Annotated in this window: 23 protein-coding genes and 1 tRNA gene; 13 read left to right on the top strand and 11 right to left on the bottom strand. The window is 61.4% G+C overall.

What is annotated here, in order from left to right; translation table 11 throughout:
* The first annotated feature begins 84 nt into the window (after positions 1-84).
* The 4 genes from C8K44_RS17815 to C8K44_RS17800 all read left to right on the top strand — a co-directional run bounded on the left by C8K44_RS17815 (position 85) and on the right by C8K44_RS17800 (position 4,852).
* Positions 85-1,662 carry an ABC transporter ATP-binding protein gene (locus C8K44_RS17815; RefSeq protein ID WP_109577130.1) on the top strand — a complete coding sequence of 526 codons (1,578 nt, stop codon included), beginning with the start codon at positions 85-87 and terminating at the stop codon, positions 1,660-1,662.
* A complete protein-coding gene (locus C8K44_RS17810) occupies positions 1,662-2,762 on the top strand; it encodes an ABC transporter permease (protein ID WP_109577129.1) in 1,101 nt (366 codons plus the stop codon). Before C8K44_RS17815 ends, C8K44_RS17810 begins: the two co-directional genes overlap by 1 nt.
* Positions 2,755-3,669, top strand: a complete 915-nt coding sequence (locus C8K44_RS17805) for an ABC transporter permease (RefSeq protein ID WP_109577128.1) — start codon at positions 2,755-2,757, stop codon at positions 3,667-3,669. The genes C8K44_RS17810 and C8K44_RS17805 overlap by 8 nt, the downstream gene beginning before the upstream one ends.
* A 112-nt stretch (positions 3,670-3,781) precedes the next feature.
* On the top strand, positions 3,782-4,852 hold the full coding sequence (locus C8K44_RS17800) for a BMP family ABC transporter substrate-binding protein (protein ID WP_109577127.1): 1,071 nt from the start codon (positions 3,782-3,784) through the stop codon (positions 4,850-4,852).
* A 99-nt stretch (positions 4,853-4,951) separates the two neighbouring features.
* On the opposite strand, the gene rimO is transcribed toward C8K44_RS17800, so the two are convergent.
* The 3 genes from rimO to C8K44_RS17780 form a co-directional block, all read right to left on the bottom strand.
* Positions 4,952-6,268 carry a 30S ribosomal protein S12 methylthiotransferase RimO gene (gene rimO / locus C8K44_RS17795; protein WP_109577126.1) on the bottom strand — a complete coding sequence of 439 codons (1,317 nt, stop codon included), beginning with the start codon at positions 6,266-6,268 and terminating at the stop codon, positions 4,952-4,954.
* Between the two features lie 198 nt (positions 6,269-6,466).
* Complete coding sequence (locus tag C8K44_RS17790; RefSeq protein ID WP_109577125.1) at positions 6,467-7,159, bottom strand: TerC family protein; 693 nt, start codon at positions 7,157-7,159, stop codon at positions 6,467-6,469.
* 891 nt (positions 7,160-8,050) lie between these two features.
* Positions 8,051-8,713 (bottom strand): DUF2161 family putative PD-(D/E)XK-type phosphodiesterase, encoded by a 663-nt coding sequence (locus tag C8K44_RS17780; protein WP_109577123.1) that lies wholly within the window; start codon positions 8,711-8,713, stop codon positions 8,051-8,053.
* 354 nt (positions 8,714-9,067) lie between these two features.
* Between C8K44_RS17780 and C8K44_RS17775 the strand changes: the two genes are divergently transcribed.
* The 9 genes from C8K44_RS17775 (at position 9,068) to C8K44_RS17730 (ending at position 18,816) form a co-directional block, all read left to right on the top strand.
* A tRNA-Ser gene (locus C8K44_RS17775) sits at positions 9,068-9,157 on the top strand.
* 1,035 nt (positions 9,158-10,192) lie between these two features.
* Positions 10,193-11,488 (top strand): septal ring lytic transglycosylase RlpA family protein, encoded by a 1,296-nt coding sequence (locus tag C8K44_RS17765; protein ID WP_109577122.1) that lies wholly within the window; start codon positions 10,193-10,195, stop codon positions 11,486-11,488.
* A gap of 144 nt (positions 11,489-11,632) precedes the next feature.
* Entirely contained in the window at positions 11,633-12,772 is a 1,140-nt protein-coding gene (locus C8K44_RS17760) for a D-alanyl-D-alanine carboxypeptidase family protein (RefSeq protein ID WP_109577121.1), read from the top strand.
* 110 nt (positions 12,773-12,882) lie between these two features.
* A complete protein-coding gene (gene tmk / locus C8K44_RS17755) occupies positions 12,883-13,554 on the top strand; it encodes a dTMP kinase (RefSeq protein WP_109577120.1) in 672 nt (223 codons plus the stop codon).
* Entirely contained in the window at positions 13,551-14,606 is a 1,056-nt protein-coding gene (locus C8K44_RS17750) for a DNA polymerase III subunit delta' (RefSeq protein ID WP_109577119.1), read from the top strand. The genes tmk and C8K44_RS17750 overlap by 4 nt, the downstream gene beginning before the upstream one ends.
* Before the next feature lie 86 nt (positions 14,607-14,692).
* The gene (gene metG, locus C8K44_RS17745) at positions 14,693-16,234 is read left to right on the top strand and encodes a methionine--tRNA ligase (protein WP_109577118.1); all 1,542 of its coding nucleotides are present in this window, start codon (positions 14,693-14,695) and stop codon (positions 16,232-16,234) included.
* 10 nt (positions 16,235-16,244) lie between these two features.
* Positions 16,245-17,027, top strand: a complete 783-nt coding sequence (locus C8K44_RS17740) for a TatD family hydrolase (RefSeq protein ID WP_109577117.1) — start codon at positions 16,245-16,247, stop codon at positions 17,025-17,027.
* A gap of 3 nt (positions 17,028-17,030) precedes the next feature.
* The gene (locus C8K44_RS17735) at positions 17,031-17,849 is read left to right on the top strand and encodes an MBL fold metallo-hydrolase (RefSeq protein ID WP_109577116.1); all 819 of its coding nucleotides are present in this window, start codon (positions 17,031-17,033) and stop codon (positions 17,847-17,849) included.
* Between the two features lie 346 nt (positions 17,850-18,195).
* A complete protein-coding gene (locus C8K44_RS17730) occupies positions 18,196-18,816 on the top strand; it encodes a class I SAM-dependent methyltransferase (RefSeq protein ID WP_109577115.1) in 621 nt (206 codons plus the stop codon).
* Positions 18,817-18,860: 44 nt separating this feature from the next.
* Here C8K44_RS17730 and C8K44_RS17725 read toward each other — a convergent pair whose 3' ends face one another.
* From C8K44_RS17725 to C8K44_RS17690, 8 genes are all read right to left on the bottom strand, one after another.
* The gene (locus C8K44_RS17725; protein ID WP_109577157.1) at positions 18,861-19,289 is read right to left on the bottom strand and encodes a DUF6691 family protein; all 429 of its coding nucleotides are present in this window, start codon (positions 19,287-19,289) and stop codon (positions 18,861-18,863) included.
* A gap of 2 nt (positions 19,290-19,291) precedes the next feature.
* Complete coding sequence (locus C8K44_RS17720) at positions 19,292-19,720, bottom strand: YeeE/YedE family protein (RefSeq protein ID WP_109577114.1); 429 nt, start codon at positions 19,718-19,720, stop codon at positions 19,292-19,294.
* Positions 19,713-20,048: a metalloregulator ArsR/SmtB family transcription factor gene (locus C8K44_RS17715; protein ID WP_109577113.1), complete on the bottom strand. Its 336-nt coding sequence runs from the start codon at positions 20,046-20,048 to the stop codon at positions 19,713-19,715. The genes C8K44_RS17720 and C8K44_RS17715 overlap by 8 nt, the downstream gene beginning before the upstream one ends.
* 232 nt (positions 20,049-20,280) lie before the next feature.
* Positions 20,281-21,582, bottom strand: a complete 1,302-nt coding sequence (locus C8K44_RS17710) for a glucoamylase family protein (RefSeq protein WP_348626335.1) — start codon at positions 21,580-21,582, stop codon at positions 20,281-20,283.
* A 1-nt stretch (position 21,583) separates the two neighbouring features.
* Positions 21,584-22,894, bottom strand: coding sequence for a replication-associated recombination protein A (locus tag C8K44_RS17705; protein ID WP_109577112.1), 1,311 nt, complete (start codon positions 22,892-22,894; stop codon positions 21,584-21,586).
* Positions 22,895-22,959: 65 nt separating this feature from the next.
* Positions 22,960-24,444 (bottom strand): DegQ family serine endoprotease, encoded by a 1,485-nt coding sequence (locus C8K44_RS17700; RefSeq protein WP_109577155.1) that lies wholly within the window; start codon positions 24,442-24,444, stop codon positions 22,960-22,962.
* 196 nt (positions 24,445-24,640) lie between these two features.
* Positions 24,641-25,069, bottom strand: coding sequence for a 50S ribosomal protein L17 (rplQ, locus tag C8K44_RS17695; RefSeq protein WP_109577111.1), 429 nt, complete (start codon positions 25,067-25,069; stop codon positions 24,641-24,643).
* Between the two features lie 109 nt (positions 25,070-25,178).
* On the bottom strand, positions 25,179-26,189 hold the full coding sequence (locus C8K44_RS17690) for a DNA-directed RNA polymerase subunit alpha (protein ID WP_109577110.1): 1,011 nt from the start codon (positions 26,187-26,189) through the stop codon (positions 25,179-25,181).
* Positions 26,190-26,264 lie beyond the last annotated feature (75 nt).

Raw genomic sequence — 26,264 nt, 5'->3', positions numbered from 1 at the left:
GAAGCTCTTTCAACTTGTGACATGCTTTGCGCCGGGAGCAGGACGCGCCTACCATGCCCTCGGGAACATAAAAAAGAACTGACAATGGGAGGCGTTGTGGACACAACCCCTTTAGCCAATGGTCCGAACCTACTTGAGGTTCGTGGCCTGACGAAGATATTCGGCACGCTGAAGGCGTGCGATCAAGTCGACCTGACCATCGCCAAGGGCGAAATCCATGCTTTGCTCGGCGAAAACGGCGCAGGCAAGTCGACGCTGGTGAAGATGCTGTTTGGTTCGCTCGAGCCCAATGCCGGCGAGATCGGCTGGAACGGCAAGACGGTGAATATCACCAGTCCGGGTGTCGCAAAAAAGCTCGGCATCGGCATGGTTTTCCAGCATTTTTCGCTGTTTGAGGCGTTGACCGCTGCCGAAAACATCGCCCTTTCCCTGGCCGACGATACGCCGATCAGCACCATTGCCGCCAAGGCACGCGCGCTGTCTTACAGCTATGGCCTGCCGCTCGACCCGGATTCGCTCGTCGGCGACCTGTCGGTCGGCGAGCGCCAGCGCATCGAGATCATCCGTTGCCTGCTGCAGACCCCAGAACTCATCATCCTTGACGAGCCGACCTCGGTGTTGACGCCACAGGAGGCCGACAAGCTGTTCGAGACGCTGGAAAGGCTGCGCGCCGAAGGAAAATCGATCCTGTACATCTCGCATCGCCTTGATGAAGTCCGGCGCCTGTGCGACCGCGCAACGATCATGCGCCACGGCAAGGTCGTCGGCCATTGCGATCCAAGACAGGAAACGCCGGCCTCGCTGGCGCGCCTGATGGTTGGCACGGACGTCAAGAACGCGGAGCGGACCACGGCTTCGGTCCGCGGGCAGGAACTGCTCAGCATCTGTGGCATGAGCCGCAAGCCTGCCGGTCCTTTCTCGATGCCGCTCAAGAACATCTGGCTGGAGGTCGCCGGCGGCGAGGTCATCGGCATCGCCGGGGTAGCCGGCAACGGCCAGGGCGAGCTGTTCGAGGCGATCTCGGGCGAAGCGTTGCAGGACAGTGCTGACGCGATCCGAATTCGCGGCCAAGCGGCGGGGCGCATGGGGATTTCTGCCCGTCGCCTGCTGGGCGCGGCTTTCGTCCCCGAAGAACGCCTCGGCCATGGCGCGGCACCGCGCATGCGCCTGTCGGAGAACCTTTTGCTGTCGCGTCACACCACCGACGGCAAGGCTTTTGTCGGGACTGCAGGACTGGTCAAATCAGGTGCGATCCAGAAGGCGGCACAACGCATCATTCAAGCGATGGACGTGCGCAAGAGCGCACCGGACCCTGAGGCAGCCGCGCTGTCTGGCGGCAACCTGCAGAAATTCATCATTGGTCGCGAACTCGACCGCAATCCGGCCGTCATGGTGGTCAACCAGCCGACCTGGGGCGTCGATGCCGGTGCTGCCGCGCGTATCCGCCAGGCACTGATCGAACTCGCCCGCAATGGTTCGGCGGTATTGGTCATCAGCCAGGATCTCGACGAGTTGTTCGAGATCTCCGACTCCATCGCTGTGATGCACAATGGCGAGCTGTCGAAGCCCATTCCGATCGCCGAAGCGACGCTCGAGCGCATCGGTCTCTTGATGGGTGGAGCCGAACCCGGCCACCTCGATCATGAGAAGGAGGTCGCGTGATGCGGATCGAACTCGTCAAACGGCCCGAGCGTTCTGCGCTGTTCGCTGCGCTATCGCCGTTCATCGCGCTTGGCCTGACCTTGATTGCCGGTGCGATCATGTTTTCGCTTCTCGGCAAGAACCCGGTCGAGGCGCTGTATTATTACTTCATCGATCCGCTGCGCGAAGTCTGGTCGCTGCATGAACTAGCCGTGAAAGCTGCGCCGCTGATCCTGATCGCGGTCGGGCTATCGATCTGCTACCTCTCCAACAACTGGAACATCGGCGCAGAGGGCCAGTTCATTGTCGGCGCCATCGTCGGCTCGATCCTGCCGGTGATGTTCCCCGATTTCCAATCGTGGATCGTCCTGCCTCTGATGTTGCTTATGGGCATCGTTGGCGGTGCCGCCTACGGCGCCATTCCCGCCTATCTCAAGGTGCGGTTCAACACCAATGAGATCCTGACCAGCCTGATGCTGGTCTATGTAGCGCAACTGTTCCTCGACTGGATGGTGCGCGGTCCCTGGCGCAACCCTGCGGGCATGAACTTCCCGGAGACGCGTACCTTCAGTGCTGCTGCAACGCTGCCGGAAATCTGGTCGGCGTCGGGCCGCGCCAACTGGGGCTTCGTGTTCGCCATCGTTGCGGCGATCGCGATGTGGTTCATGCTCTCGCGCACCTTGAAGGGCTTTGAAGTGCTCGTGCTGGGCCAGAGCCCACGCGCTGGCCGTTTCGCAGGCTTTTCGCAGTCGCGGATGGTGTTTTTTGCGTTCCTCGTCTCTGGCGGCCTGGCTGGCCTTGCCGGCATCTCGGAAGTTTCGGGCGCTATCGGCCAACTCAGGCCGACGATTTCTCCCGGCTACGGTTTTGCTGCCATCATCGTTGCCTTCCTTGGACGATTGAACCCGCTTGGTATCATCGCCGCGGGATTGGTGCTGGCATTGTCTTATCTCGGCGGCGAGGCGGCGCAGATATCGATCGGTGTATCCGACAAGGTGGTGCGGGCTTTCCAGGGCATGCTGCTGTTTTTCGTTCTAGCCTGCGACACGCTCATTCTCTATCGCATCCGCTTTGTCGGTTCCTCCGCTGCAAAGACCGTGGAGGGCACGCAAAATGCTTGAAGGCATCCTGTTGACGATAGCGACCGCGGCGACCCCGCTTCTGATCGCGGCAGTCGGTGAACTGGTCGTCGAGCGCTCGGGCGTGCTCAATCTTGGCGTCGAAGGCATGATGGTGATGGGAGCCGTAACTGGCTTCGGCGTGGCACTTGCCACCGGCTCGCCCTGGCTCGGCGTGCTTGCGGCGATCATTGTCGGCGCGCTGTTTTCGCTGCTGTTCGGCTTTTTGACGCTGACGCTGGTGACCAATCAGGTGGCTACCGGCCTTGCTCTGACACTGCTTGGCCTTGGCCTTGCGGGCATGCTTGGTGAAAGCTTCGTTGGCCTGCCGGGCGTCAAGATGATTTACATCTACATTCCCGGGCTTACCGACCTGCCGCTTGTGGGCAAGCTCTTCTTTGGACAGGACCCGCTGTTTTACGTCTCGATCCTTCTCACGGCTGGCGTCGCCTATTTCCTGTTCAAGACGCGCGCGGGTCTGACCTTGCGTTCGGTCGGCGACAACCACGCCTCTGCTCATGCGCTCGGCATCAAGGTGATCGGCATCCGCTACATGGCGGTGATGTTCGGCGGCGCCTGTGCTGGCCTGGCCGGCGCTTACCTGTCGCTGGTCTATACGCCGCAATGGAACGAGAACATGACCGCCGGACGCGGCTGGATCGCACTCGCGCTCGTCGTCTTCGCGTCGTGGCGGCCATGGCGGGTGCTGGCGGGTGCCTATCTTTTCGGAGCGGTTTCGATCGGCCAGTTGCATGCCCAGGCCCTGGGCATCGGCGTGCCGTCGCAACTGCTTTCTTCGCTACCCTATCTGGCGACCGTCGTTGTCCTCGTTCTGATCTCGCGCAACAGGCGACTGACGATGGTGAACACTCCGGCTTCATTGGGGCGGCCGTTTGTGCCAGATCGCTAAGGGCATGGCCTCGACTCGAAACCGCTGCGCGGTATCGAAGAACTGGCCCTGTCTCTGGGACTATAAAAAGGATGGGATAGTGCCCCGGGCAACCACTAAGAGGAACAAGAGCATGAAGAAGACAATTCTGTCGTTGGCAGCGGCTGCCGCCGTAATGTCATTCGGCACCGTGGCGGCCGAAGCCAAGGTCAAGGCCTGCTGGATCTATGTCGGGCCGATCGGCGACTTCGGTTACTCATACCAGCACCACCAGGGCCTGCTGGAAGCCAAGGCGAAGTTCGGCGACGAACTCGAGACCGCGTATCTCGAAAGCGTGCCGGAAGGTGCGGATGCCGAGCGCGCCATCGAGCGCTTCGCACGTTCGGGCTGCAACATCATCTTTGCAACCTCCTTCGGCTACATGGATCCGCTCAACAAGGTCGCCGGCAAGTTCCCGGACGTGAAGTTCGAGCACGCCACCGGCTACAAGCGCGAGCATCCGAACGTTGCGACCTACAACTCGAAGTTCCATGAAGGCCGTTACGTCCAGGGCGTGATCGCCGCCAAGGAATCGAAGGCAGGCGTTGCCGGCTACATCGCTTCCTTCCCGATCCCCGAAGTGGTGATGGGCATCAACGCCTTCATGCTCGGCGCGCAGTCGGTCAACCCCGACTTCAAGGTCAAGGTCGTGTGGGCCAACACCTGGTTCGACGCCGGCAAGGAAGCAGATGCCGCCAAGGCGCTGATCGACCAGGGCGTCGACATCATCACCCAGCACACCGACTCGACCGCACCGATGCAGGTTGCGACCGAGCGCGGCATCAAGGCATTTGGCCAGGCTTCGGACATGATCAAGTTCGGCCCGACCACCCAGCTGACCTCGATCGTCGACGACTGGGGTCCGTACTACATCGAGCGCATCCAGGAAGTCATCGACGGCACCTGGAAGCAGAGCGACGTCTGGGGCGGCATGAAAGAAGGCCACGTCGTGATGGCGCCTTACGCCAACATGTCGGATGAGACGAAGAAGCTGGCCGAGGAAACCGAAGCCAAGATCAAGTCGGGCGCTTTCAACCCGTTCACCGGCCCTGTGACCAAGCAGGACGGCACCGAGTGGCTGAAGGCCGGCGAAGTGGCGCAGGACAGCGTCCTGCTCGGCCTGAACTTCTACGTCAAGGGCGTGGACGACAAGCTGCCGCAGTAAGCGGGCGGCTATTGCTCGAACTCTTGAGCGTTCTGCAAAAAAAGAACCCCCGGTTTTGACCGGGGGTTTTTTGTTGGAAGTGAGATCCGGCTTCCGGGTTCAGACAGCCGATCCGTAGAGATCGTAGGCGTCGGCGCTGTCGATCTTGACGGTGACGATGTCGCCGACGCGCAGTGGACGCCGCGACTGGATGTGCACCGAACCATCGATCTCAGGCGCGTCATACTTAGTACGGCCCTTTGCCGAGGTGCCGTTCGCCTCGTCGATGATGACGGGCAGGCGCTTGCCGATCTTCTTGGCCTGCTGGGCGGCTGAAATCTTCTGCTGGCGCTGCATGAAGCGATGCCAGCGGGCTTCCTTGACCTCTTCCGGAACCTGGTCGAGGCCGAGATCGTTGGACCGCGCACCTTTCACCGGCTCGTATTTGAAGCAGCCGGCGCGATCGATCTTGGCTTCGTCGATCCAGTCGAGCAGCATCTCGAAATCTTCATCCGTCTCACCGGGGAAACCGACGATGAAGGTCGAGCGGATGGCAAGATCGGGGCAGACGTCGCGCCAGCCGCGAATGCGCTCCAGCGCCTTTTCGCCATGGGCCGGACGGCGCATGTTCTTGAGCACCTGCGGCGAGGCGTGCTGGAACGGAATGTCGAGATAAGGCAGGATCTTGCCTTCCGCCATCAGCGGAATGACGTCGGCGACATGGGGGTAGGGGTAGACATAGTGCATGCGCACCCAGATGCCCATTTCGCCAAGTTCCTGCGAAAGGTCGAGGAACTTGGCACGCACCTCACGCTCCTTCCAGGTCGACGTCGCGTACTTGACGTCGATGCCGTAGGCGCTGGTGTCCTGCGAGATGACCAGCAGTTCCTTGACGCCGGCATTGGCCAGCTTCTCGGCTTCGCGCAGCACGTCGGCCGCTGGGCGCGAGACGAGGTCGCCGCGCAGGTCGGGAATGATGCAGAAGGTGCAGCGGTTGTTGCAGCCCTCGGAAATCTTGAGATAGGCGTAGTGGCGCGGCGTAAGCTTGACGCCCTGCGGCGGTACCAGGTCGGTGAACGGGTCATGCGCCGGCGGTGCTGCCTCATGCACGGCCGCCATGACACTCTCATAGGCCTGCGGGCCGGTGATGGCGAAGACGTTGGGGTGCTTCTCGCGGATCAGCTCGGGCGTGGCGCCCATGCAGCCCGTGACGATGACCTTGCCGTTCTCCTTCATCGCCGTGCCAATGGCGTTCAGCGATTCATCGCGCGCGGAATCGAGGAAGCCGCAGGTGTTGACAACGACGAGGTCGGCACCGTCGTGCTTGCGGGCGATCTCGTAGCCCTCGGCGCGGAGCTGGGTGAGGATGCGTTCGGAATCGACGAGCGCTTTCGGGCAACCGAGGCTTACGAAGCTGACGCGGGGTGCTGCGGACATGGACAGGTTCCAAGGGATAAAGGCCGCAACCCCTGAAGGCCGGCCCAGAAGTCTCGAATTTTTACGATCTGTCGGCTCGAAACGAGCTCAATTCGGGCGGCGCAATAGCACAATTCCGCCGCCAAGCAAACCGGTGACGCGGGGCGCCGCCGAAAATGAAAAGGGCCGGGTCAATCCCGGCCCTTGATAGAAGCCGCCTTAGTGGGCGCCGCCATTGCCGCCGAACCACGGGCTCAGGAAGCCAAAATGGTCGGGGAACTGTTCGACGGCACCGTCGAGCAGCATCTTGACGGCGACGTAGAGGATGATCAGCAGGCCGATATAGGCGATCCAGCGATACTTGTGCAGCAAGCGTGCGACAAACGATGCGGCAAATCCCATGAGGGCGATCGACAGCGCAAGACCGATGATCAGGACAGTGGGGTGATCCATCGCCGCGCCGGCAACGGCGAGCACGTTGTCGAGCGACATCGAAACGTCAGCGATGACGATCTGCCAGGCGGCCTGGGCGAAGGTCTTGCGCGGGCCCTTGCCGGCAATCTTGCCGTCCTTGTCATAATCGGCACCGGAAAGCGCTTCGGTTGCGTCATGTTCCTGTTCGTGGCTGACGCTGAGTTCGCGCCACATCTTCCAGCACACCCACAACAACAGCAGACCGCCAGCGATGAGCAGCATTGGCCCGATGGCCAGCAGCCACTGGGTGATCAGCGCGAAACCGATGCGGAGCACGGTTGCAGCAGCTATGCCGACGAGGATCGCCTTCTTGCGCTGGTCGGCGGGGAGGCCGGCGGCGGCAAGGCCGATGACGATGGCGTTGTCGCCAGCGAGGACGAGATCGATAGCTATGACCTGCAGAAGGGCTGTGAAGCCTGCGGCGGTGAATATCTCCATCGGGCGGAACCCTCTCCATTCATGCAAGCGAATGGATGTGGGCTATAACGCTCGATAGTTGCTCGTCAACCGACTAGCCCGGTGTTTGGCTGAAATACGCAAAAACCGGGGCTTTGCTGACGCCAGCCTGACGCTTTCCTGCGCAATGAGGCCAACACTGCCCCTTGTGACGGCCGCCAAGCCTAATCGCAAACGTACTTGACGCGGCCCGAGACAGAACCCGCCTCCGCCCTGCAGGCTATCGGCTTGGTGTTGGCAGCGTCTGCGGTGGTTCTCGGCGCGCGTGTCACCGGTCGGGGGCCAGGTTGCTGGGTGGCGAAGCGGATCTCAGGCTCCGTTGGAAAGGCCGCCGCTTGCTGGCGTTCGGCTGCGGCGCGCTTTGCCTCGTCGTCCTGCCAGAAGCGCCTTGAATCCACCTGTTTGGGAATGACCACTGTACCGTCCGATGAACGGCTGCAGCCGCCGAGAAAGACGGTCGACAGGCAGATTGGAAGCGTGAGGGCAAGGCGCTTTAACAACATAATGCCCCTCTATAGCGTGTGATGTCCCTCCAAGAAAGAACGTATTTCCAGTGAGTTGCCGAAGTTTTCAAGGCCGCTTCGGTATAGCTGCGGCAGCTGCCAAACCAAGATCACGCGGTCGTCAATTACCGAATGTTGGGCCAAGACCTAGTTGCGTAGGCGGATGTGGCTAGCTTTGCAGCGCGAAACCCCATCCCGACCAGTGATCGCGCAACGTTGCAGTTGTGCGCCGGGGGATTGATGTAGGGCAGGCTTCGCAGGAGCACTCGTAACCTTCGGATGGGTTGCCGATGCTGAAGCGTATGTTTGTCATGCTGGCGCTCACCTCCGTCGTTGTGGCGCCGTCTTCGGCTTCACGGCGTTCAAGGCATCATGAAGCATTGAGCTGCGGCCAGCGCTGCAATGCTTCGCGGCCAGTGTCCGTAAGATCGTAAACGCCGCGATCGACCCGGGCGAACCACCCATAGACGTTGTCGAGCAGGATCTTGGGGGCGCGCGAGACGGCCTGGCTGAGGTCGCGCGGGCGCTTCGGGCCATCGACAAGGGCCACGGCGCACTTCAGCGCATCCTGACGATAGGCCGTCATGATTGGCGCGCGAGAACCGCCGCCGACCACAGGGTCGCCCTGCCGGCGTCGATGCTCATCGACCAGCCGCGAACGCCGTTTTGCATCCCTGCGGGGGGACGGAGCGACGGGGCTAAGCAGCACTTCCACCCGCTCGTCCTCGAAAACGCCGAGCATCCCAAAACCGAGCCGGCGGCACAAATTGCGAAAACGCTTGTCGCCCTCGCGGCCCTTGCCGCGCGGCGACATACGCGCGGCAAGCCAGACCTCGTCGGCGGCGGCCGCTCGATCGACACCTTGCAGGATCAGTTCGAGATTGAACTGCAGCTTCAGTTCGCAAACGACGACGATCGGAGCCGTGTCGCTACTCAGCGCCAGCAGGTCGCAGCCGCCAATCTCGCCCTTGACCTCGAAACCGAGGCCCTCAAGGAAGCGTTTGACCGGGCTGTAGAGCGCTGTTTCAAGCAATCAACTTTTCCCTAGAGATGCTGGCCAAGGGGTGCCGCGTTTTTCGATCGCTGGGACTGCCGGCTAAGGGTCAATCGGCGCGGGGCTGAAGAATCATGGCCAGTATCACGCGGTGCAGATGGAATAGTCGAGCCCAAGCGGTGCGACATCGACTGACGAACTGCGATCAAAACGTGATCGCAGCGACAATCCTGTCCCTAGCAATGGGGCAACCTTGCCAAAGCTGCATCGAACAAGTTGACGCGGCGACTGGAGCAGCGCTACAAGCGCGCCACAACGGTTCTGGGCAGTTCGCCGCCAAGCGTTTTTTCTCAGTGAAAGATCGCAGATAAGGCTAGCGGATCCCACGACCTCGGAGGGATGGCCGAGCGGTTTAAGGCACCGGTCTTGAAAACCGGCGTGGGCGCGAGTTCACCGTGGGTTCGAATCCCACTCCCTCCGCCAATTCCACCACGGTGATCCGATTTTCTGCGCGATAGCCACTCTTGCGTCGCTGTTACCGCCGCGATCATGCGTCATCGGGCCGCAAAGGCTTTAGCTTGCCGCCTTGCATGATAGGTCAGGGCCATGCCAAGGCAGATCGCGAGCGCTGCTTCCGGCAGGGGCTCGGCGGGATCGAGATGGATCGCCCGATTGCCTTGATAAGCGAACATGTCCCCAAACTGCGTTCGGAACGTTTCGACAAGCGTGGTTCGACAATGGAACAGGATTGCGCCGCCGCCTGACGATGTTGGTCCGCCTAGCCGGATCGTGCTGCCACTACCGGTTGCCTCGGTGAGATAGGCAGGCTCTCCCCATTTCAGCGTCTCCGTCAAGGGCCCGACACAAGGGTCGCCGCCGCCGTCGTGAAGATCAGACGCCTGACTTCAACGAGTTGAAGGCGGGCGCGTTCAGGGAAACGATCGAACCTGGTTGCGACAACCCCTGACATGGAAGGCGCTTCGGACATCAGGATGCCCCCAACGGCGGACGGACGTCGGCCGAGAGACCATTCACCGGCACGTTTCGCCGCGCATGGCAGTTTAACTCCGCGCCACTTGTCGCCATGTAGAGGTCCTTTCCACTGCCGTGCTCCAAGCCTCAATCAAGACAATGACACGCACCCAGCTGACAAATCCTGCGGAAGATGCAAGATCGATCATATTTGGCGACGTTACCACTGGATTCATGACAACGGCATAAGGTCGCCACTACGGATGCTTGATTATGCTTCTGTAGCCCAACGCCGTGAACGCGCCTCGCGTGGCAACGCGACGGAGATTGCGGTCGTCATGTCTAGCATGCAACGCCGGTAAGGCTAACCCGCCGCCTCATTCAAGCCATATTCTCGCCCGTTTCGAAACACAGTCGATTAATAGGCTGGCAAGCATTTCCTGCGCACAAAGGGGACTGGGGTTAACGTGCGCGAACTGTTTTTAGCTTCCACGCGCGACTGCGTTGTTATGGCGTTTGAGTAGACTGGCAGGGGACTTCACGATCATGCAGAATTCGACGCGGACGCGTTATCGACGCGCAGCCACGGTCAGCATTCTTGCTGCGACCGCCGTTTTCATTGCCGGTTGTGCCTCCCAGCAGCCTCAGTCCGCGGGCAAGAAGCGCTCAAAGGAATATTTCGCCGAATCCGAATATGGCGTGAAGGCGAGCCCGCGTGTCACAACCAAGATGTCGGGCCTGCCGCGCGGCGGCGGCCGCGATCAGACCGGCAAGCCCTACAAGGTGCGGGGCAAGTGGTATTACCCGAAAGAGGACCAGGACTATGCGGCCATGGGGCCTGCTTCCTGGTATGGCGATGCCTTCCACGGCCGCCTGACCGCCAATGGCGAAATCTATGACATGACGCATCTGACGGCCGCGCATCCGACCATGCCGCTGCCCAGCTATGCGAAAGTTACCAACACCAAGAACGGCAGTTCCGTCATCGTTCGCGTCAACGATCGCGGACCGTATTCGGATGGGCGCGTCATCGACCTGTCCAAGCGTGCCGCCGAGATGCTCGACTATGCCCACAGCGGCACGGCCAACGTGAAGGTCGAGTATGTCGGCCGCGCGCCGCTCGACGGCCAGGACGATCAGTATCTTCTCGCGTCCTACCGACCGGGCAAGGGCATGGGCGATCCAAGCAATGACGGTCTGACGACCGGCGTGATGATTGCCATGAATGGTCCGACGCCGAGCGCCGGCGTGGGGCAGGCGGCTGCCTTCCCAGGCACGATGACGAATGCAGTGCCAGCGGTTGCGATGCAGGCCGCGGCTCCGGCCAACACGCTAGCAGCACAGGCCGTGCAGTTCGAGCAGCCCGCGATGCCAGCGCAGGGGCAGGATGTCGTCAACGTCGTGCTGCCTGACTTTGGCCCGATCGCGCCCGCGCGTCCGGCTAGCATGATGCTGGTTCCGCAGTCGCGCGTGGCACTTGCCACGATGGGCTACGCCAGCGAGCGCGAAAGCGAAGCCGCAAGGGCCTTTGGCGTGCTGGAAGGCAAGTCGATGACGTCGAGCGACATCGTCGATTCCTGGAAGCGCCTGAACCCGGGCCCGCGCGCCCAAAAGGAGCTGGACGCTTACGTCGCCGCCGGCACTTTCGAGGACGGCGAAGAAGCCAAGCGCGTTGCCAAGGCGCTATCAGCCTACGGCCGCACCTCGGTCGAGCAGTCGGATTTCGAAGGCAAGACCTGGTATTCGGTCGATCTATATCCGGACGGCAAGATCTCGCTCGACGCCATGCTGAAGGCCGCCTGGTCGCACGGCGCGCCCGACGCCTTCGCCGTGCACGATTGAGGCTCGCAGCTTCGCGAACTGTGGCTATCGCGCCCACGCGGTTGATCTGCCCGGACAAGGACTGATAGTCTTTGAGGCCTCGACCGGAATACGGGGCCGAACGGGGCAGCTCTTCCTATGATTTCCAGACTATCCGCGCCGATCATGTTCTTGACCGGCCTGCTTGCAGCACTTGCTCTTGGCGGCCAGGCGCAGGCGCAGCTGTTCGAAACCAAGGCTCCGCAGGCCTATATGATCGATGCCGAAACCGGCACGGTGCTGTTTTCCAAGGATGCCGACAAGCTCATCGCGCCAGCTTCACTTGCCAAGCTGATGACGATGGAGGTGGTGTTCAACGCCATCAAGTCGGGCCGCTACAAGCTCGACGACACCTTCGCGGTCAGCGAAAACGCCTGGCGCACCGGTGGCGCGGCGTCGCGTGCCTCGACGATGTTCGCGGCGGTGAGATCGCAGATTCGCATCGAGGACCTGATTCAGGGCGTGACCGTGCAACTCGCCAATGACGGGTGCATCGTGCTCGCCGAGGGCATGGCCGGTTCGGAGGCCAACTTCGCGCTGCAGATGACCGAGCGGGCGCGGGAGATCGGGCTCGAAAAGTCGGTGTTCGTCAATTCGACCGGATTGCCCGCACCGGGCCAGATGACGACTGTGCGCGAGCTTGCCGAACTCGGCCTGCATATCTGGACCACCTATCCCGATTTCTACAGATACTACGGCCTGCCCGAGTTCACCTGGAACAAGATCCTGCAGCGCAACCGAAATCCGCTGATTGCCATGGATATCGGCGCCGACGGCATGGCCGCAGGCTTCACCGAGGGCGAGGGCTTTGCGATCGTGGGTTCGGTCAACCGCGAGGGAAGGCGGCTGTTTGCGGCCATGGGTGGCATGGCCAGCGATCGCGAGCGCTCTGAGGAAGCGCGCAAGTTGCTCGACTGGGGCATGCGGGCCTTCGAAAAAACGGAGATCTTTGGCGCCAACGAAACGGTCGGCGAGGCACAGGTCTTCGGCGGGGTGAAATCGCATGTGGCGCTGGTGGCCCAAAAGCCGATCTCCATCTTCTTGCCGATCACCAACCGGGAGCGGCTGGTTGCCCGCATCGTCTATGACGGCCCGGTGGCAGCACCCGTTGCCCAGGGAACACCGATCGGTTCGCTCAAGGTGTGGATCGGCGATACGTTGAGCCAGGAGACGCCCCTATACGCTGCCGAGGCCGTCGGCGTCGGATCGCTGCAAAGCCGTGCCTTCGACGCCGTCAAGGAACTCGCAATCGGCTGGCTGCGATAGTTCAGGTGGACCTTTGTCGTTCTCGACGGTAGAGCATCAGCACCTACATATGCCGTGAGGCCGAACGTTCGGCAGACCTTGCGATACGGCGGACAGAAAGGCATCTGGATTTGGCGCGCGGCTTCTTCATCACATTCGAAGGCGGCGAGGGCGCAGGCAAGTCGACGCAGATCGAGCGCCTGGCCACGAAGCTGCGCGACAAGCGCTATGACATTGTCGTCACGCGTGAGCCCGGCGGTTCGCCCGGTGCGGAAGCGGTACGGCATGTGCTGTTGTCCGGTGCCGCCGAGCCCTTCGGGCCGGAAATGGAGGCGCTCTTGTTTGCCGCCGCGCGCTCCGACCATGTCGAGCAGGTGATCCGCCCGGCGGTCGAACGCGGCGCCATCGTGCTTTGCGACCGCTTTCTCGATTCCTCGCGTGTCTATCAGGGCGTGACTGGAAATCTCGATCCCGACTTCATGGCTGCTGTCGAACGCGTGGCCATCAACGGCATGATGCCCGACATGACGCTGATCCTCGACCTGGATCCCAGGGAAGGACTGAGGCGCGCCACCGCTCGTCGTGGGCAGGATGTCGCCGACCGGTTCGAGAAGGAGACCGTCGACATTCACCAGCGCCGCCGCGATGCCTACCTGGCGATCGCCGAAAATGAACCGGAGCGCTGCGTGCTCATCGATGCTTCGCTGAACCAGGACGACGTCGAACACGCCATCACCGATGCTGTGTTTGCCGCCCTTGAGGCGCGCGCCACGGCGGGCAGCCGGGCGAGGGCGGACGCCTGATGTTCGAGCGTATCGCCCCCGAACAGCACGACACCTTGGACGGCATACCGGAACCAGCCGAGAACCCGAGCCTGTTTGGCCATGAGCAGGCGGCCTCGATGCTCACTGCCGCCTATCGCTCTGGCAAGATGCCCCACGCGCTGATCCTGGCCGGCCCGGTCGGCATCGGCAAGGCGACACTGGCTTTTCATCTCGCCCACCATTTGTTGCGCTATCCCGACAATCTCAGCGCGCCTGAAACATTGGCGCGTCCTGTTCCGGCGTCAGCGCTGTTCAGGCAGGTTGCCACCGGCGCACATCCCTCGGTGCTGCATCTGACGCGGCCGCAAAACGACAAGACGAAGGGGTTCAAATCCGTCGTCACTGTCGATGAAATCCGCAAGGTGTCGCGCTTCCTGTCGATGACTTCGCATGATGGTGCTTACCGTGTCGTCATCGTCGATCCAGCCGACGACATGAACACCAACGCGGCCAATGCGCTGCTCAAGAACCTCGAGGAGCCACCGGCGCGCACGCTGTTCATCCTCATCGTGCATGCGCCGGGCAGCTTGCTGCCGACCATTCGGTCGCGCTGCCAGACCATCCGCCTGACCCCGCTCGACAGCAACGAGCTGTCGGCGGCGCTTGCCGGTGCCGGTCAACCGGCGCCGGATGAGGAGGAAGCGCGTGCAGCCCTCGTGCAGCGTGCGGCGGGCAGCGTGCGTGCTGCGATCCTGCTCTCTCAATATGGCGGGCTGGAAATCGCCGAGGCGCTCGACAAGATCGTGCAATCGGGCCGCAACGACATTGGTGCGGCACACCGGCTTGCCGATGCGGTGGCGGGCAGGGACAACGCCATCCAGTTCGACGTGTTCAATCGCCACGCACTGGATCTGCTGTCAGACACTGCGAGCGAGGCGGGTCGCAACTCGGACCTTTCGCGGGCCAAGGTGCTGTCGGAAGCTTGGCACGACGCGCAAAACGCGATATCCGAGACCGAGACCTACAATCTCGACAAGAAACAACACGTCTTGGCCATGATCGATCGCTTGAATGCCGCATTGCGAATGTGACGCTCGTCCGAGCCGGATGGCAATCGCCATGCCGATGCGTTATCTGACCGCGACCCTTTCAATCCGACATTCATGACGGCCCATCCATGTCCCGCGAAAAATTCTACATCACGACCGCTATTTCCTATCCGAACGGCAAGCCGCATATCGGCCACGCCTACGAGCTGATCGCCACCGACGCGCTTGCGCGCTTCCAGCGTCATGACGGCAAGGACGTGTTCTTCCTGACCGGCACCGACGAGCACGGCATCAAGATGCTGCAGACTGCCACTCGGGAAGGCATTTCGGCGCGCGAACTGGCTGATCGTAATTCGAATGAATTCAAGAAGATGGCAACGCTTCTGAATGCATCGAACGATGACTTTATCCGCACCACCGAAGAGCGCCACTACGCTGCGTCCCAGGCAATCTGGAAGGCAATGGCGGAGAAGGGCGACATCTACAAGAGCAGCTATGCCGGCTGGTACTCGGTGCGCGACGAAGCCTATTACGGCGAAGAAGAGACCGAAGTCCGGCCCGACAACATCCGCTACGGGCCCCAGGGAACGCCTGTCGAATGGGTCGAGGAGGAGAGCTACTTCTTCCGCCTCTCGGCCTATCAGGACAAGCTGCTTGCGCTGTATGACAGCCAGCCCGACTTCATTGGCCCCAACGAGCGCCGCAACGAGGTTGCGAGCTTCGTTCGTTCCGGCCTGAAGGACCTGTCGATTTCGCGCACGACCTTCGACTGGGGCGTGCCAGTGCCGGGCGACGAAAAGCACGTCATGTACGTCTGGGTCGACGCGTTGACCAACTACATCACCGCGCTCGGCTATCCCAACACCGATGCCGAGAAGTGGGCCTACTGGCCTGCAGTGCACATCATCGGCAAGGACATCGTGCGCTTCCATGCCGTCTACTGGCCAGCTTTCCTGATGTCGGCGGGCATCGAGCTGCCCAAGCGGGTGTTCGGCCACGGCTTCCTGTTCAACCGCGGCGAGAAGATGTCGAAGTCACTCGGCAATGTCGTCGATCCGTTCACCATGGTCGAGCACTACGGCCTCGACCAGGTGCGCTACTTCCTGCTGCGCGAGGTGCCGTTCGGACAGGATGGCAGCTACAGCCATGAGTCGATCGTCAACCGCACAAACGCCGATCTCGCCAACGATCTCGGCAATCTGGCGCAGCGGTCGCTGTCGATGATCGCCAAGAACTGCAACGGCGTGGTGCCACAGCGCGGCGAGTTGGCCGAGGTCGACAAGGCGATCCTCGACCAGGCGACAGCGGCGCTGGCGACCGCGCGCAAGACGATGGCGGAGCAGGGCATCCATCACGCCCTTGCGGCGATCTTCGCCGTCGTCGCCGAAGCCAATCGCTATTTCGCAGCGCAAGAACCCTGGGCGCTGAAGAAGACCGATCCGGCGCGCATGGAAACGGTGTTGTGGACCACCGCCGAGGTGATCCGCCGTGTCGGCATCATGTGCCAGCCCTTCATTCCTGCTTCGGCATCGAAGCTGCTTGAGTTGCTTGCCGTGACCGACAGGGAATTTGTCCATGTCGACGCCGCGCATGCACTGGTCTCGGGAGCGCCTTTGCCGGCACCACAGCCGGTGTTTCCGCGCTATGTCGAGCCAACCGTCGAGAGCTGAGGCCATCGAAATGCTGGTCGACAGTCACTGCCATCTCGACTTCCCTGATTTCGCAGAAGAGCGCGCGGCTATTGTCGCGCGCGCCAAGGCGGCAGGCGTCGAGCGTATGGTCACCATATCGACGCGTGTGAAGAAATTTCCACAAATCCTTGCGATTGCTGACGAATTTGAAGAAGTCTTTTGCTCGGTCGGAACCCACCCGCACAATGCCGGCGAAGAGCTCGACGTGACAACCGAAGAGCTTGTACGGCTGGCACAGCACCCCAAGGTGGTGGCGATCGGCGAGGCGGGCCTGGACTATCACTACGACAAGGCCCCGCGTGATGCACAAGCGCAGGGCCTGCTCGTCCATATCGCGGCAGCCCGCCAGACAGGCTTGCCGCTGGTCATCCACGCTCGCAACGCCGACGAGGACATGGCTGACATCCTCAAGGACGAAACGGGGAAGGGTGCCTTCCCCTTCATCCTGCACTGTTTTTCCTCCGGGGCCGAGCTTGCCCGCATTGGCGTCGAGCTTGGCGGCTATGTCTCGTTCTCCGGCATCTTGACGTTTAAGAACTCCGCCGAACTGCGCGAGATTGCCAAGGACGTACCGCGCGAACGGCTGCTGGTCGAGACGGATGCGCCTTACCTTGCCCCGCCACCGCATCGCGGCAAGCGCAACGAGCCCGCCTTCGTGGCCCAAACGGCTGCCGTGCTTGCCGATACGATCGGCGTCAGTGACACGGAAATCGCCGAGATCACAACGGCAAACTTCTTCAGGTTGTTCACCAAGATGCCTAAGCCGGCCTGAGCGATGCCGGATACGCTGCGCCTCACCATTTTGGGCTGCGGTTCGTCGCCGGGCACGCCGCGCATCACCGGCGACTGGGGCGCGTGTGATCCGACCAATCCGAAGAACCGGCGCACGCGCGCCGCAGCGATGGTGGAGCGCGTTTCGGCGTCGGGCACGACACGCGTCATCATCGACACGGGGCCGGATTTCCGCACCCAGATGCTGGCCGCAGGCGTCGGCCACATCGACGCGGTGGCCTACACGCACCCACATGCCGACCATATCCACGGCATCGATGATCTCCGAGGCTATGTGCTGGAGCGCGGCAGCCTGATCGATATCCATGCTGACGAGTTCACGCTGGGACGCCTGAAGCAGGCTTTCGGCTATTGCATCGAAACGCCACCGGGAAGCTCATATCCGCCGATCGTGCGGCCGCACATCATCGAGCACGATCAGCAGTTCGTCATAACGGGAGAGGGGGGTCCCCTCACCTTTGTGCCGCTGCCGCAGATCCATGGCGACATCATTTCCCTTGGCTTTCGCATTGGACCGATAGCCTATTGTTCCGACGTGAGCGACTTCCCGGAGGCTACAGCGGCCTTGTTGACGGGCCTTGATCTCCTGGTCGTCGACGCACTGCAATACAGGCCGCATGTCAGCCATCTGTCGCTGTCGGAAGCGCTGCAATGGATCGACCGGCTGAAGCCCAGCCACGCCGTACTGACGCATATGCACGTGCCGCTGGATTATGCTGCAGTGATGTCCGCGACTCCGGCGCACATTGAACCCGCCTATGATGGCATGACGATCGAAATACCCTATCTATCAGCGCCATAGCCGCGGCATTTGATGCGGAATGGCATCGATGGCGGCTGTCGCGCTTGAAGAGTAGTCGCCCAGGGGCAACTCGTAGGTAACCGCAGCGTCTTGCAGAAGCTCTGCGGGGTTGAAGACTATGGCGAGCCTCCTGAAGCGCGCGTTGCGCAACTGATCTGTCGAGTGCAGTGGTTTGTCCGAGCGGCTGGAACGGCAAGCAATATCGCCCCTCTAGTTCCATAATCTATCTTATGCGACCTATTTGTGCCGCTCAAACCAGCGCTAAACGTGCCCTCTTTGCAGCCTGATTGACATTGCCTACGCATGCCGCATGTACACAGCATCAGCGCATTAGTGGAGTTGTGCATTGAGCAGCGATCGTGCGTCCCACTGGGAAACCATCTACCGCACCAAGGCCGACGATCAGGTCAGCTGGTTTCAGCAGACACCGGAACCGTCGCTGACGCTGCTTGCGCTTGCCGGCGCCACAACTGACATGGCCGTCGTCGATGTTGGCGCCGGCGCGTCACATCTTGTCGACACGTTGATCGGCCAAGGCTATGACGACGTCACCGTGCTGGACATTTCACAGGCAGCGCTGGATGCCGACCGCGCGCGCCTGGGACCGGATGCCGATCGCATCACGTGGATCTGTAGTGACGTGACGGCCTGGCAGCCAAGCCGCAGCTACGACATCTGGCACGACCGTGCGGCATTCCATTTCCTTACCGATGCGGCTGATCAAGGAGCTTATGCCGCTGTTTTGACGCGCACGCTGAAAGCTGGCGGCCATGCGATCATCGGCACATTTGCGCCCGATGGACCTGAGAAATGCAGCGGGCTGCCGATCATCCGGCACGACGCCGACAGCATCGGCAATCTGCTGGGCGGCAGCTTCACGCTGATCGACACGCGCCGCCACGAACACATGACACCTTGGGGCACCGTGCAGCGGTTCCAGTTCAGCACGTTTCGCAAACAGCACTGACAACTGCCCTGCCCGGCATATTAGCCGTCGTGAAAGAATCGCCTTCAGGTGGCCACGGCAACACGCCCGGCCGTCGCCGTCCTGGCCAACCACATGCCGACAAACATCATCGGCAGGAATGCATAGGTGCCCGTAGCGCCCAATGTCACGGCGGTCAGTGCCGGTCCTGGACAAAAGCCGCCCAATCCCCAGCCGATGCCGAAAATGGCCGGGCCGACAAGGATCCGGCTGTCGATCGCGCTGCCGGCAGGCAGATGAAACGATGCAGCCGCGACGGGTTTTTCGCGCTTGAGCACAAGGCGGTATCCGAAAAACGCGGTAATGACGGCGCCTCCCATGACGAAGGCAAGCGATGGATCCCAGGTACCGAACAGGTCAAGAAAATTCAGTACTTTAGCCGGATCGGACATGCCCGAGACAACGAGACCGATGCCGAACAAAAGACCAAGCGCGAGATTGACGACAAAAGACATGATCATGCTCCCGCAATGTGGCGTACGACAAAAACGGTGGCAATTGCGGTCACCATGAATGTGACCGTCGCCACGAGCGAGCGAAGGGAAAGCCGCGACAGCCCGCAGACGCCATGCCCACTGGTGCAGCCATTGCCGTAAACCGAGCCGAAGCCGACGAGCAGGCCGGCGACCGTCATCAGCGGCAAGTTGGACGAAACCGCCTGAACCACCTCAGTGCCGGTGGCGAGAAGGTAGATCAGAGGCGCTGCCACAAGGCCAAGAACGAACCCCAAACGCGACAGGAAGGCACCGTCGGCATATGGCGGCAACAGCCGGCTAGAGATGCCGCTGATGCCGGCAATACGCCCTTCCCAGGCCATCAGGAGCACCGCAGACAGGCCGATCAGGATACCGCCTATTGTCGATGCGACGGGTGTGAATTCAGTCATTCTTGTTGCCTTCCGTTGAAATGGATCCAGCACCCGGCTCGCAGAACATACGGTAGAGCAGCGACACGATCTCGGCGACGCGCTCATCAGCCAGACGATAAAAGACGGATTTCGACTGCTTGCGGCCGGTAATGAGTCCGGCGTCGCGCAGTTCTGCAATTTGCTGTGACAATCCCGGCTGACGTATGCCGAGGCTGTCTTCGAGATGCCGAACCGAGCGCTCACCATCGACGAGCGCGCAAACGATCATCAGCCGATTGGGGTTGGCGAGTTTCTTCAGGAACTCCGAAGCTTCCCCTGCCCGCTCCAGCAGTTCCGCAATCGCCATTTCGGTTTCGGATCTCACGGTGTTTCGCCTCGGACTACGATCGCACAGACCGCCGACTTTTGTTGTGCCCAGCGGATTTGCTGGACTGTTCATTCATGCAAGCGACGCCACAGCGGCGTCTCCATGACGCTTACATATCCATGATTGCATTTTCTTGCAAGTGAAGTAAGGCAGCATTTAAGGTTTTGGTCGAGGCATCCGCGGTTCGCCGCATGTTGGCTCTGAACACACCTTAGCCGCTGCGACCTGACCAGGTGAAACCCAGCCGGCTCAGACCAAGGCGAACCTCTGGCGCACCCATGAACAGTTTCCACAGCAGCCCAGTCCTGTGGTTTTCGATCATCGCGACGATCGGGCCCTGATTGATGGCAAGACAAGTTCGCGCGTACCAGTTCAGGTTTTCGCAGAAGGCATCGACAAAACCGAAGCGAGACCAGATACGTTTCCTCGGCCTGGCCAGAAACCCACGCAAGGCGCGCATTGCCTCATCAGGCAAATAGGGAAAACTGGATAACGCGGCACTGGGTGTGATGACACCGACATCCCGGTCCGGTGCATGTGCGATGTAGCCACTCGGCCCATGGGACGCAGTCAAGCCCCAGCAATCGGCACCATATCCTTGATGACCATGGGGATTGAGCACGCAATGGCGATAGTTGATCCACGCATGGCGGACATTTTGCTCCCAATAGTCGGCGTGACGGTCTTTCAGGCCGCGCGGATCGAGCCCACAAAAGGAATAGTGCGCAAAAAACAGCGGACCACCAAAGTCAGTCCCCAGCGGCAGTACGACGCCGTGATGTTCGCGCCCGTTCTGAAAGGCGGGTCCAGTAGCAAAGCCGCGGTGATAGCACTGCGGATCGATGGCGTGATGTTGAGACCCAGCCGCCAAAACATAGGCTAACAGGCACTCGTTCCAGCCTTCGATAGGGTTGTTCATTGCCCATTCGTACTTCGGGCTCCAATGCCAAAAGAGCTTGTTCTTCCGGGCAAACCAGCTCCATTCGGCCTGCGCCAAAAGCGCGTTGACGCGATCGCCAAGACGCTGCTCTTCGCCTGCAGTGCTGTTCAGATACTCTCGGGCGCAGATCAAACCCTGTAACAGAAACGTTGTCTCCACCAGGTCGGCGCCGTCGTCCTTGCGTCGGAACGGAATGGTGTCTCCCGTCCGGCCGTTGACGAAATGCGAAAACATGCCGTGGTAGCGTGGCGAACGCTCCAGCAGATCGAGCATTTGATGCAACCGAGCCACGGCCCCGAGGCGATCGATCCAGCCGCGTTCAACCGCAACGATGATCGCCATGATGCCGAAGCCGGAGCCGCCGATCGCGACGAGATCGTTTGGTCTTTCGCTGGTCGTGACCAACCTGTCGCGCGCGAGGCCGCTGATGGGATGACCGCCCTCCCAGAAATAACGCACGGTCTGCCGCTGCACGAGTTCGAGCAGGGCGTCATCGGAAAGAGATGGATCTGGCGAAAACTCAGGCGCTCGAAACGGACTAGGACTCAACAAAGCAGTATGCAACGTAGCCAAGCTATTCGTCGGATTGGCGGCGGTTGACTTTATTGCGCGCCCAAAACTCCAGCCGCTTCTTGATATCCCGCTCAAAGCCGCGCTCGTTCGGCGCGTAGAACTCCGGCCGATTGAGGCCGGCTAGCTCATCGGGAAGGAACTCCTGCCCCGAGAACGCGTCGGGATAGTCGTGGTCGTATTTGTAACCCTCGTGGTAGCCGAGTTCCTTCATCAGCTTGGTCGGCGCATTGAGGATGTGTTTCGGCGGCGCGAGCGATCCCGTCTGCTGGGCCAGGGCTATGGCCTGGTTGAACCCCATGTAGGAAGCGTTCGACTTGGGCGCCGTTGCCACATATGTGATCGCCTGGGCCATGAACAGGCGCCCCTCCGGCCACCCTACCCGCTCGAACGCGGTCCAGGCGGCCACCACCTGCGGCATCGCCTGTGGATCGGCCATGCCGACATCTTCCGAGGCTGCGCATGCAAGACGGCGGAAGATCGTGCCTGGAGATTCGCCGCCGATCACCATGCGCGCAGCCCAGTAAAGTGCAGCCTGAACGTCGCTGCCGCGTAGGCTCTTATGGAAACAACTGAGCATGTTGTAGTGCTCTTCTTGCCCCTTGTCGTAGACTGGCGCCCGCTTCTGGACGGTCACGGCCAACCCCGCGACGTCCAGTTCGGTGCCGGAAGGAAGCGCGAGCAACTCCTCGCAGAGCCCGATCAGATAGCGTCCGTCGCCGTCGGCCATGGCAAGCAGCGTGTCACGCGCGGCTGCGTCCAGCGGCAGCTTCTTGCCGGTATGCGCTTCGGCGCGCTCGGCCAGGATGGCAAGGTCTTCCTTTTCGAAGCGCTTCAGGGTGTAGACCTTGGCGCGAGACAACAACGCGGCCACCAGGCTGAAACTAGGATTTTCCGTCGTCGCGCCGATCAGGACGATCGTTCCGTCCTCGACATGCGGCAACAATGCATCCTGGGTCGTCCTGTTGAAGCGATGCAGTTCGTCGACGAAGACCACGGTCTGCCGCCCTGCCCCGCCTCGGAGTTGCCTGGCGGCATCGACCACCTTGCGCAGGTCCGCAACGCCTGAGAGCACCGCCGAAAGCTGAACGAAATCGAGGCCGACTTCCTTGGCTACCAGCCTGGCAATCGTCGTCTTGCCGACGCCAGGCGGCCCCCAGAGAATGAACGAGGACACCTTTCGTGCCTTGATCATGCGCCCAATTGGGCCGTCGGGCCCAAGAAGGTGGTCCTGCCCTATCACCTCGCTGATGCGCCGCGGGCGGAGTGTTTCGGCAAGCGGGCGCGGCACGGATTCGTCGAAAAGCGAACTCAAGACGTTATCCTCCCGATGCCCCGATCACAAATCGCTTTCGCGCCCGATACGAAGCATGACATTCCTCAGTAGCGCAGCATCTGGCGCATGATGCGACCGTCGCGTTCGACGGTAAACCGCCACCAGCGCGTGTCCACCTCGGCGAGCTGCTTCAGCTTCTCGGCGGTGTCGATGATTTCGCCATTGACCTCGCGCACGATGTCGCCCGGCTGGAAGCCGAAGCCAGCCGCAGGCGAGCCGCCGTCGATACCGACGATTGCCACCCCCTTGGTATCGGTGGCAACGCGTAGGCGCTGCGCCAGACGAGGCGAAAGCTCAGCGACCTTGGCACCTGCAAACGGGCTTCGGCCACGCAACAAGACTTCGTTCGAGCTTGTGCCTTCCGGAGCGCGCTCTAGCGCAACTTCGATGGACTTTTCCTCGCCCTTGCTCAGCACGGACAGCGTCGCCTTGCCGCCGATGGGCTGGGTCGCCAGGCGATAGTCGAGCGCTTCCATGTGCTCGATCGCAGCACCGTTGAATTGCAGCACGACGTCGCCGGGCCTGAGGCCGGCTCGGGCTGCAGGACCATTCTCGTCAACCGACGAAATCAACGCGCCGGAGGGATGGTCCATGCCGAGCGACTCCGCGATCTGCGGCGTTACCGGCTCGAACGAGGCACCAATGAATGGCCGCTCGAAGAACTCCGCACCGCCCTTCGCCGCCTCGGTAAAGGCGCGCACCATGTTGGAAGGGATGGCAAAGCCGATACCGATCGAACCGCCGGTGCGGCTGAAGATTGCCGTGTTGATGCCGACAAGTTGGCCGCCCATGTTGATCAGCGCGCCGCCGGAATTGCCCGGATTGATGGCCGCATCGGTCTGGATGAAGAAGCCGGAATCGGACACGCCGATATGGGTGCGTGCCAGCGCCGAGACGATGCCGCTGGTCGTGGTCTGGCCGACGCCGAACGGATTGCCAATGGCAAGCACCAGGTCGCCGACCTGCAGAGCGTCGGAATCGCCGATGGCGATCGTCTGGAAAGGCTTGTCAGAATCGATCTTCAGCACGGCAAGATCGAGCGTGTCGTCCTTGAGCAGCACCTTGCTGGTGAACTCACGGCCGTCGGACAGCGCGACCTTCACCTCATCGGCGTCCTGGACGACGTGGTTGTTGGTCACGATGATACCGCTTTGGTCAACCAGCACGCCCGAGCCCAGTGACGAACGGTTGCGCGGGGCGCCGCCGCCGAAGAACTGCTCGAAGAACGGGTCGCCCTCGAAAGGCGAACGCGCCTTGACCTGCTTTGAGGCGTAAACGTTGACCACGGCTGCCGCCGTACTCTTGACCAGAGGTGCAAACGAAAGCTGCATCTCGTCGCGGCCGAACGGCACCCGCCGGTCAGGAGCCAGCGCGCCCACATCGGCCTTGCCGCCATTGAGCAGATCCGTCAGCACATCCGACAACCCCGGATCTTCGACAGGTTTCTTCGGGGCATCCTGGGCCACCGCACTGCCGCTGATCGCCATCCAGGCGCACATGGCGAGCAGCAAATATCGTTTCGCACGCATGGCGAATCCTCCAACGCATAAGTCGGCGCCATTGTCGTGACGATTGTGCAAATTGAAAGGCTGGATGCGCTCGAAAGCGGTTATTTCCGCATAGTTGGCGCCGGTTGCGGAAGAACCGCTGAAGCCTGCCTGGCGATTGCCCAAAACAAAAGGGGCCACAAGGGCCCCTTCGGTTCAAGTCAACGGTGCAGACAGCTTATGCAGCTTCAGCTTCGTTGGCAGCTTCGGCTTCGAGGCGAACGCGGTCGCCGGCGCCCTTGGCCGAGGTGTCGCGATCGACGAACTCGATGACAGCCATCGCGGCGTTGTCACCGCGGCGGAAGCCAGCCTTCATGATGCGCAGGTAGCCGCCCTTGCGGTCAGCGTAACGCGGCGCAACAACGTCGAACAGACGCTTCACGACGTTCTCGTTGCCGATCTGGGCGATCACTTGGCGACGAGCATGCAGGTCGCCGCGCTTGCCGAGGGTCACCAGCTTCTCAACGATCGGACGCAGGTCCTTCGCCTTTTCGAGCGTGGTCACGATCTGCTCGTGTTCGATCAGCGAGACAGAGAGGTTGGCGAACATGGACTTGCGGTGGCTTACGCTGCGGGCGAAGCGACGGCCTTTGAAACCGTGACGCATGGCTCTTTTCCTTCTTTAGTTGTTCAAGAGGCCAAGGCCCCTGATGGTTTTCCGCAAGGCCGTCGGACCGGAATATCCGGTCCTCGGATCCTTGCTCGACTAAGTCTTCCTAGTACTGGTCTTCGTATCGCTTAGCGAGGTCTTCGATGTTCTCCGGCGGCCAGTCCTGCACTTCCATACCGAGGTGCAGGCCCATAGCGGCCAGAACTTCCTTGATCTCGTTGAGCGACTTGCGGCCAAAGTTCGGCGTACGCAGCATCTCGGCTTCCGTCTTCTGGATCAGGTCGCCGATATAAACGATGTTGTCGTTCTTGAGGCAGTTGGCCGAGCGGACCGAAAGCTCCAGCTCGTCGACCTTCTTGAGCAGCGCCGGATTGAAGGCAAGCTCGGTAACGGCTTCGGCTGCAACTTCCTTCTGCGGCTCGTCGAAGTTGACGAACAGTGCGAGCTGGTCCTGCAGGATGCGAGCAGCGAAAGCGACTGCGTCCTCGCCAGTGATCGAACCGTCGGTCTCGATGGTCATGGTCAGCTTGTCATAGTCCAGAACCTGACCCTCGCGGGTGTTCTCGACCTTGTACGAAACCTTCTTGACCGGCGAGTAGAGGCTGTCGACCGGGATGAGACCGATCGGGGCATCTTCTGCGCGGTTGCGGTCAGCCGGGACGTAGCCCTTGCCAGTGTCGACGGTGAACTCCATACGGATCTCCGCGCCCTCGTCGAGCGTGCAGATCACGTGATCGGGGTTCAGGATCTCGACGTCGCCGACCGTCTGGATGTCGCCGGCGAGCACGGCACCGGGGCCCTGCTTGCGAACGACCATGCGCTTCGGGCCGTCGCCTTCCATGCGGATGGCGATTTCCTTGATGTTGAGCACGATATCGGTGACGTCCTCGCGAACGCCGCCGATGGACGAAAACTCATGCAGCACGCCGTCGATCTGCACGGCAGTGACCGCCGCGCCGCGAAGCGACGACAAGAGCACGCGACGCAGGGCATTGCCCAGCGTCAGGCCGAAGCCACGCTCGAGCGGCTCGGCGACAAGCGTCGTCAGCGTCTTCTTCTTGGACGAGAACTCGATCTTGTTCGGCTTGATCAGTTCCTGCCAGTTTTTCTGGATCATATTCGCTTCCTTCCGTTAGCCCGACACCATCCAATCGTGACGGGCGACCTGGAAACCGCAAACGAGCGCACAAGG

Source organism: Aminobacter sp. AP02 (genome assembly GCF_003148805.1).
Classification (GTDB): domain Bacteria; phylum Pseudomonadota; class Alphaproteobacteria; order Rhizobiales; family Rhizobiaceae; genus Aminobacter.
This window is presented reverse-complemented; position numbering and strand designations above follow the sequence as displayed.

Excerpts from the sequence above, each read along its gene's own strand:
- C8K44_RS17815 (WP_109577130.1), top strand. The coding sequence starts at position 85 with ATGGGAGGCGTTGTGGACACAACCCCTTTAGCCAATGGTCCGAACCTA.
- C8K44_RS17810 (WP_109577129.1), top strand. The coding sequence starts at position 1,662 with ATGCGGATCGAACTCGTCAAACGGCCCGAGCGTTCTGCGCTGTTCGCT.
- C8K44_RS17805 (WP_109577128.1), top strand. The coding sequence starts at position 2,755 with ATGCTTGAAGGCATCCTGTTGACGATAGCGACCGCGGCGACCCCGCTT.
- C8K44_RS17800 (WP_109577127.1), top strand. The coding sequence starts at position 3,782 with ATGAAGAAGACAATTCTGTCGTTGGCAGCGGCTGCCGCCGTAATGTCA.
- rimO (WP_109577126.1), bottom strand. The coding sequence starts at position 6,268 with ATGTCCGCAGCACCCCGCGTCAGCTTCGTAAGCCTCGGTTGCCCGAAA.
- C8K44_RS17790 (WP_109577125.1), bottom strand. The coding sequence starts at position 7,159 with ATGGAGATATTCACCGCCGCAGGCTTCACAGCCCTTCTGCAGGTCATA.
- C8K44_RS17765 (WP_109577122.1), top strand. The coding sequence starts at position 10,193 with ATGCAGAATTCGACGCGGACGCGTTATCGACGCGCAGCCACGGTCAGC.
- C8K44_RS17760 (WP_109577121.1), top strand. The coding sequence starts at position 11,633 with ATGTTCTTGACCGGCCTGCTTGCAGCACTTGCTCTTGGCGGCCAGGCG.
- metG (WP_109577118.1), top strand. The coding sequence starts at position 14,693 with ATGTCCCGCGAAAAATTCTACATCACGACCGCTATTTCCTATCCGAAC.
- C8K44_RS17740 (WP_109577117.1), top strand. The coding sequence starts at position 16,245 with ATGCTGGTCGACAGTCACTGCCATCTCGACTTCCCTGATTTCGCAGAA.
- C8K44_RS17735 (WP_109577116.1), top strand. The coding sequence starts at position 17,031 with ATGCCGGATACGCTGCGCCTCACCATTTTGGGCTGCGGTTCGTCGCCG.
- C8K44_RS17725 (WP_109577157.1), bottom strand. The coding sequence starts at position 19,289 with ATGTCTTTTGTCGTCAATCTCGCGCTTGGTCTTTTGTTCGGCATCGGT.
- C8K44_RS17720 (WP_109577114.1), bottom strand. The coding sequence starts at position 19,720 with ATGACTGAATTCACACCCGTCGCATCGACAATAGGCGGTATCCTGATC.
- C8K44_RS17715 (WP_109577113.1), bottom strand. The coding sequence starts at position 20,048 with ATGGCGATTGCGGAACTGCTGGAGCGGGCAGGGGAAGCTTCGGAGTTC.
- C8K44_RS17700 (WP_109577155.1), bottom strand. The coding sequence starts at position 24,444 with ATGCGTGCGAAACGATATTTGCTGCTCGCCATGTGCGCCTGGATGGCG.
- rplQ (WP_109577111.1), bottom strand. The coding sequence starts at position 25,069 with ATGCGTCACGGTTTCAAAGGCCGTCGCTTCGCCCGCAGCGTAAGCCAC.
- C8K44_RS17690 (WP_109577110.1), bottom strand. The coding sequence starts at position 26,189 with ATGATCCAGAAAAACTGGCAGGAACTGATCAAGCCGAACAAGATCGAG.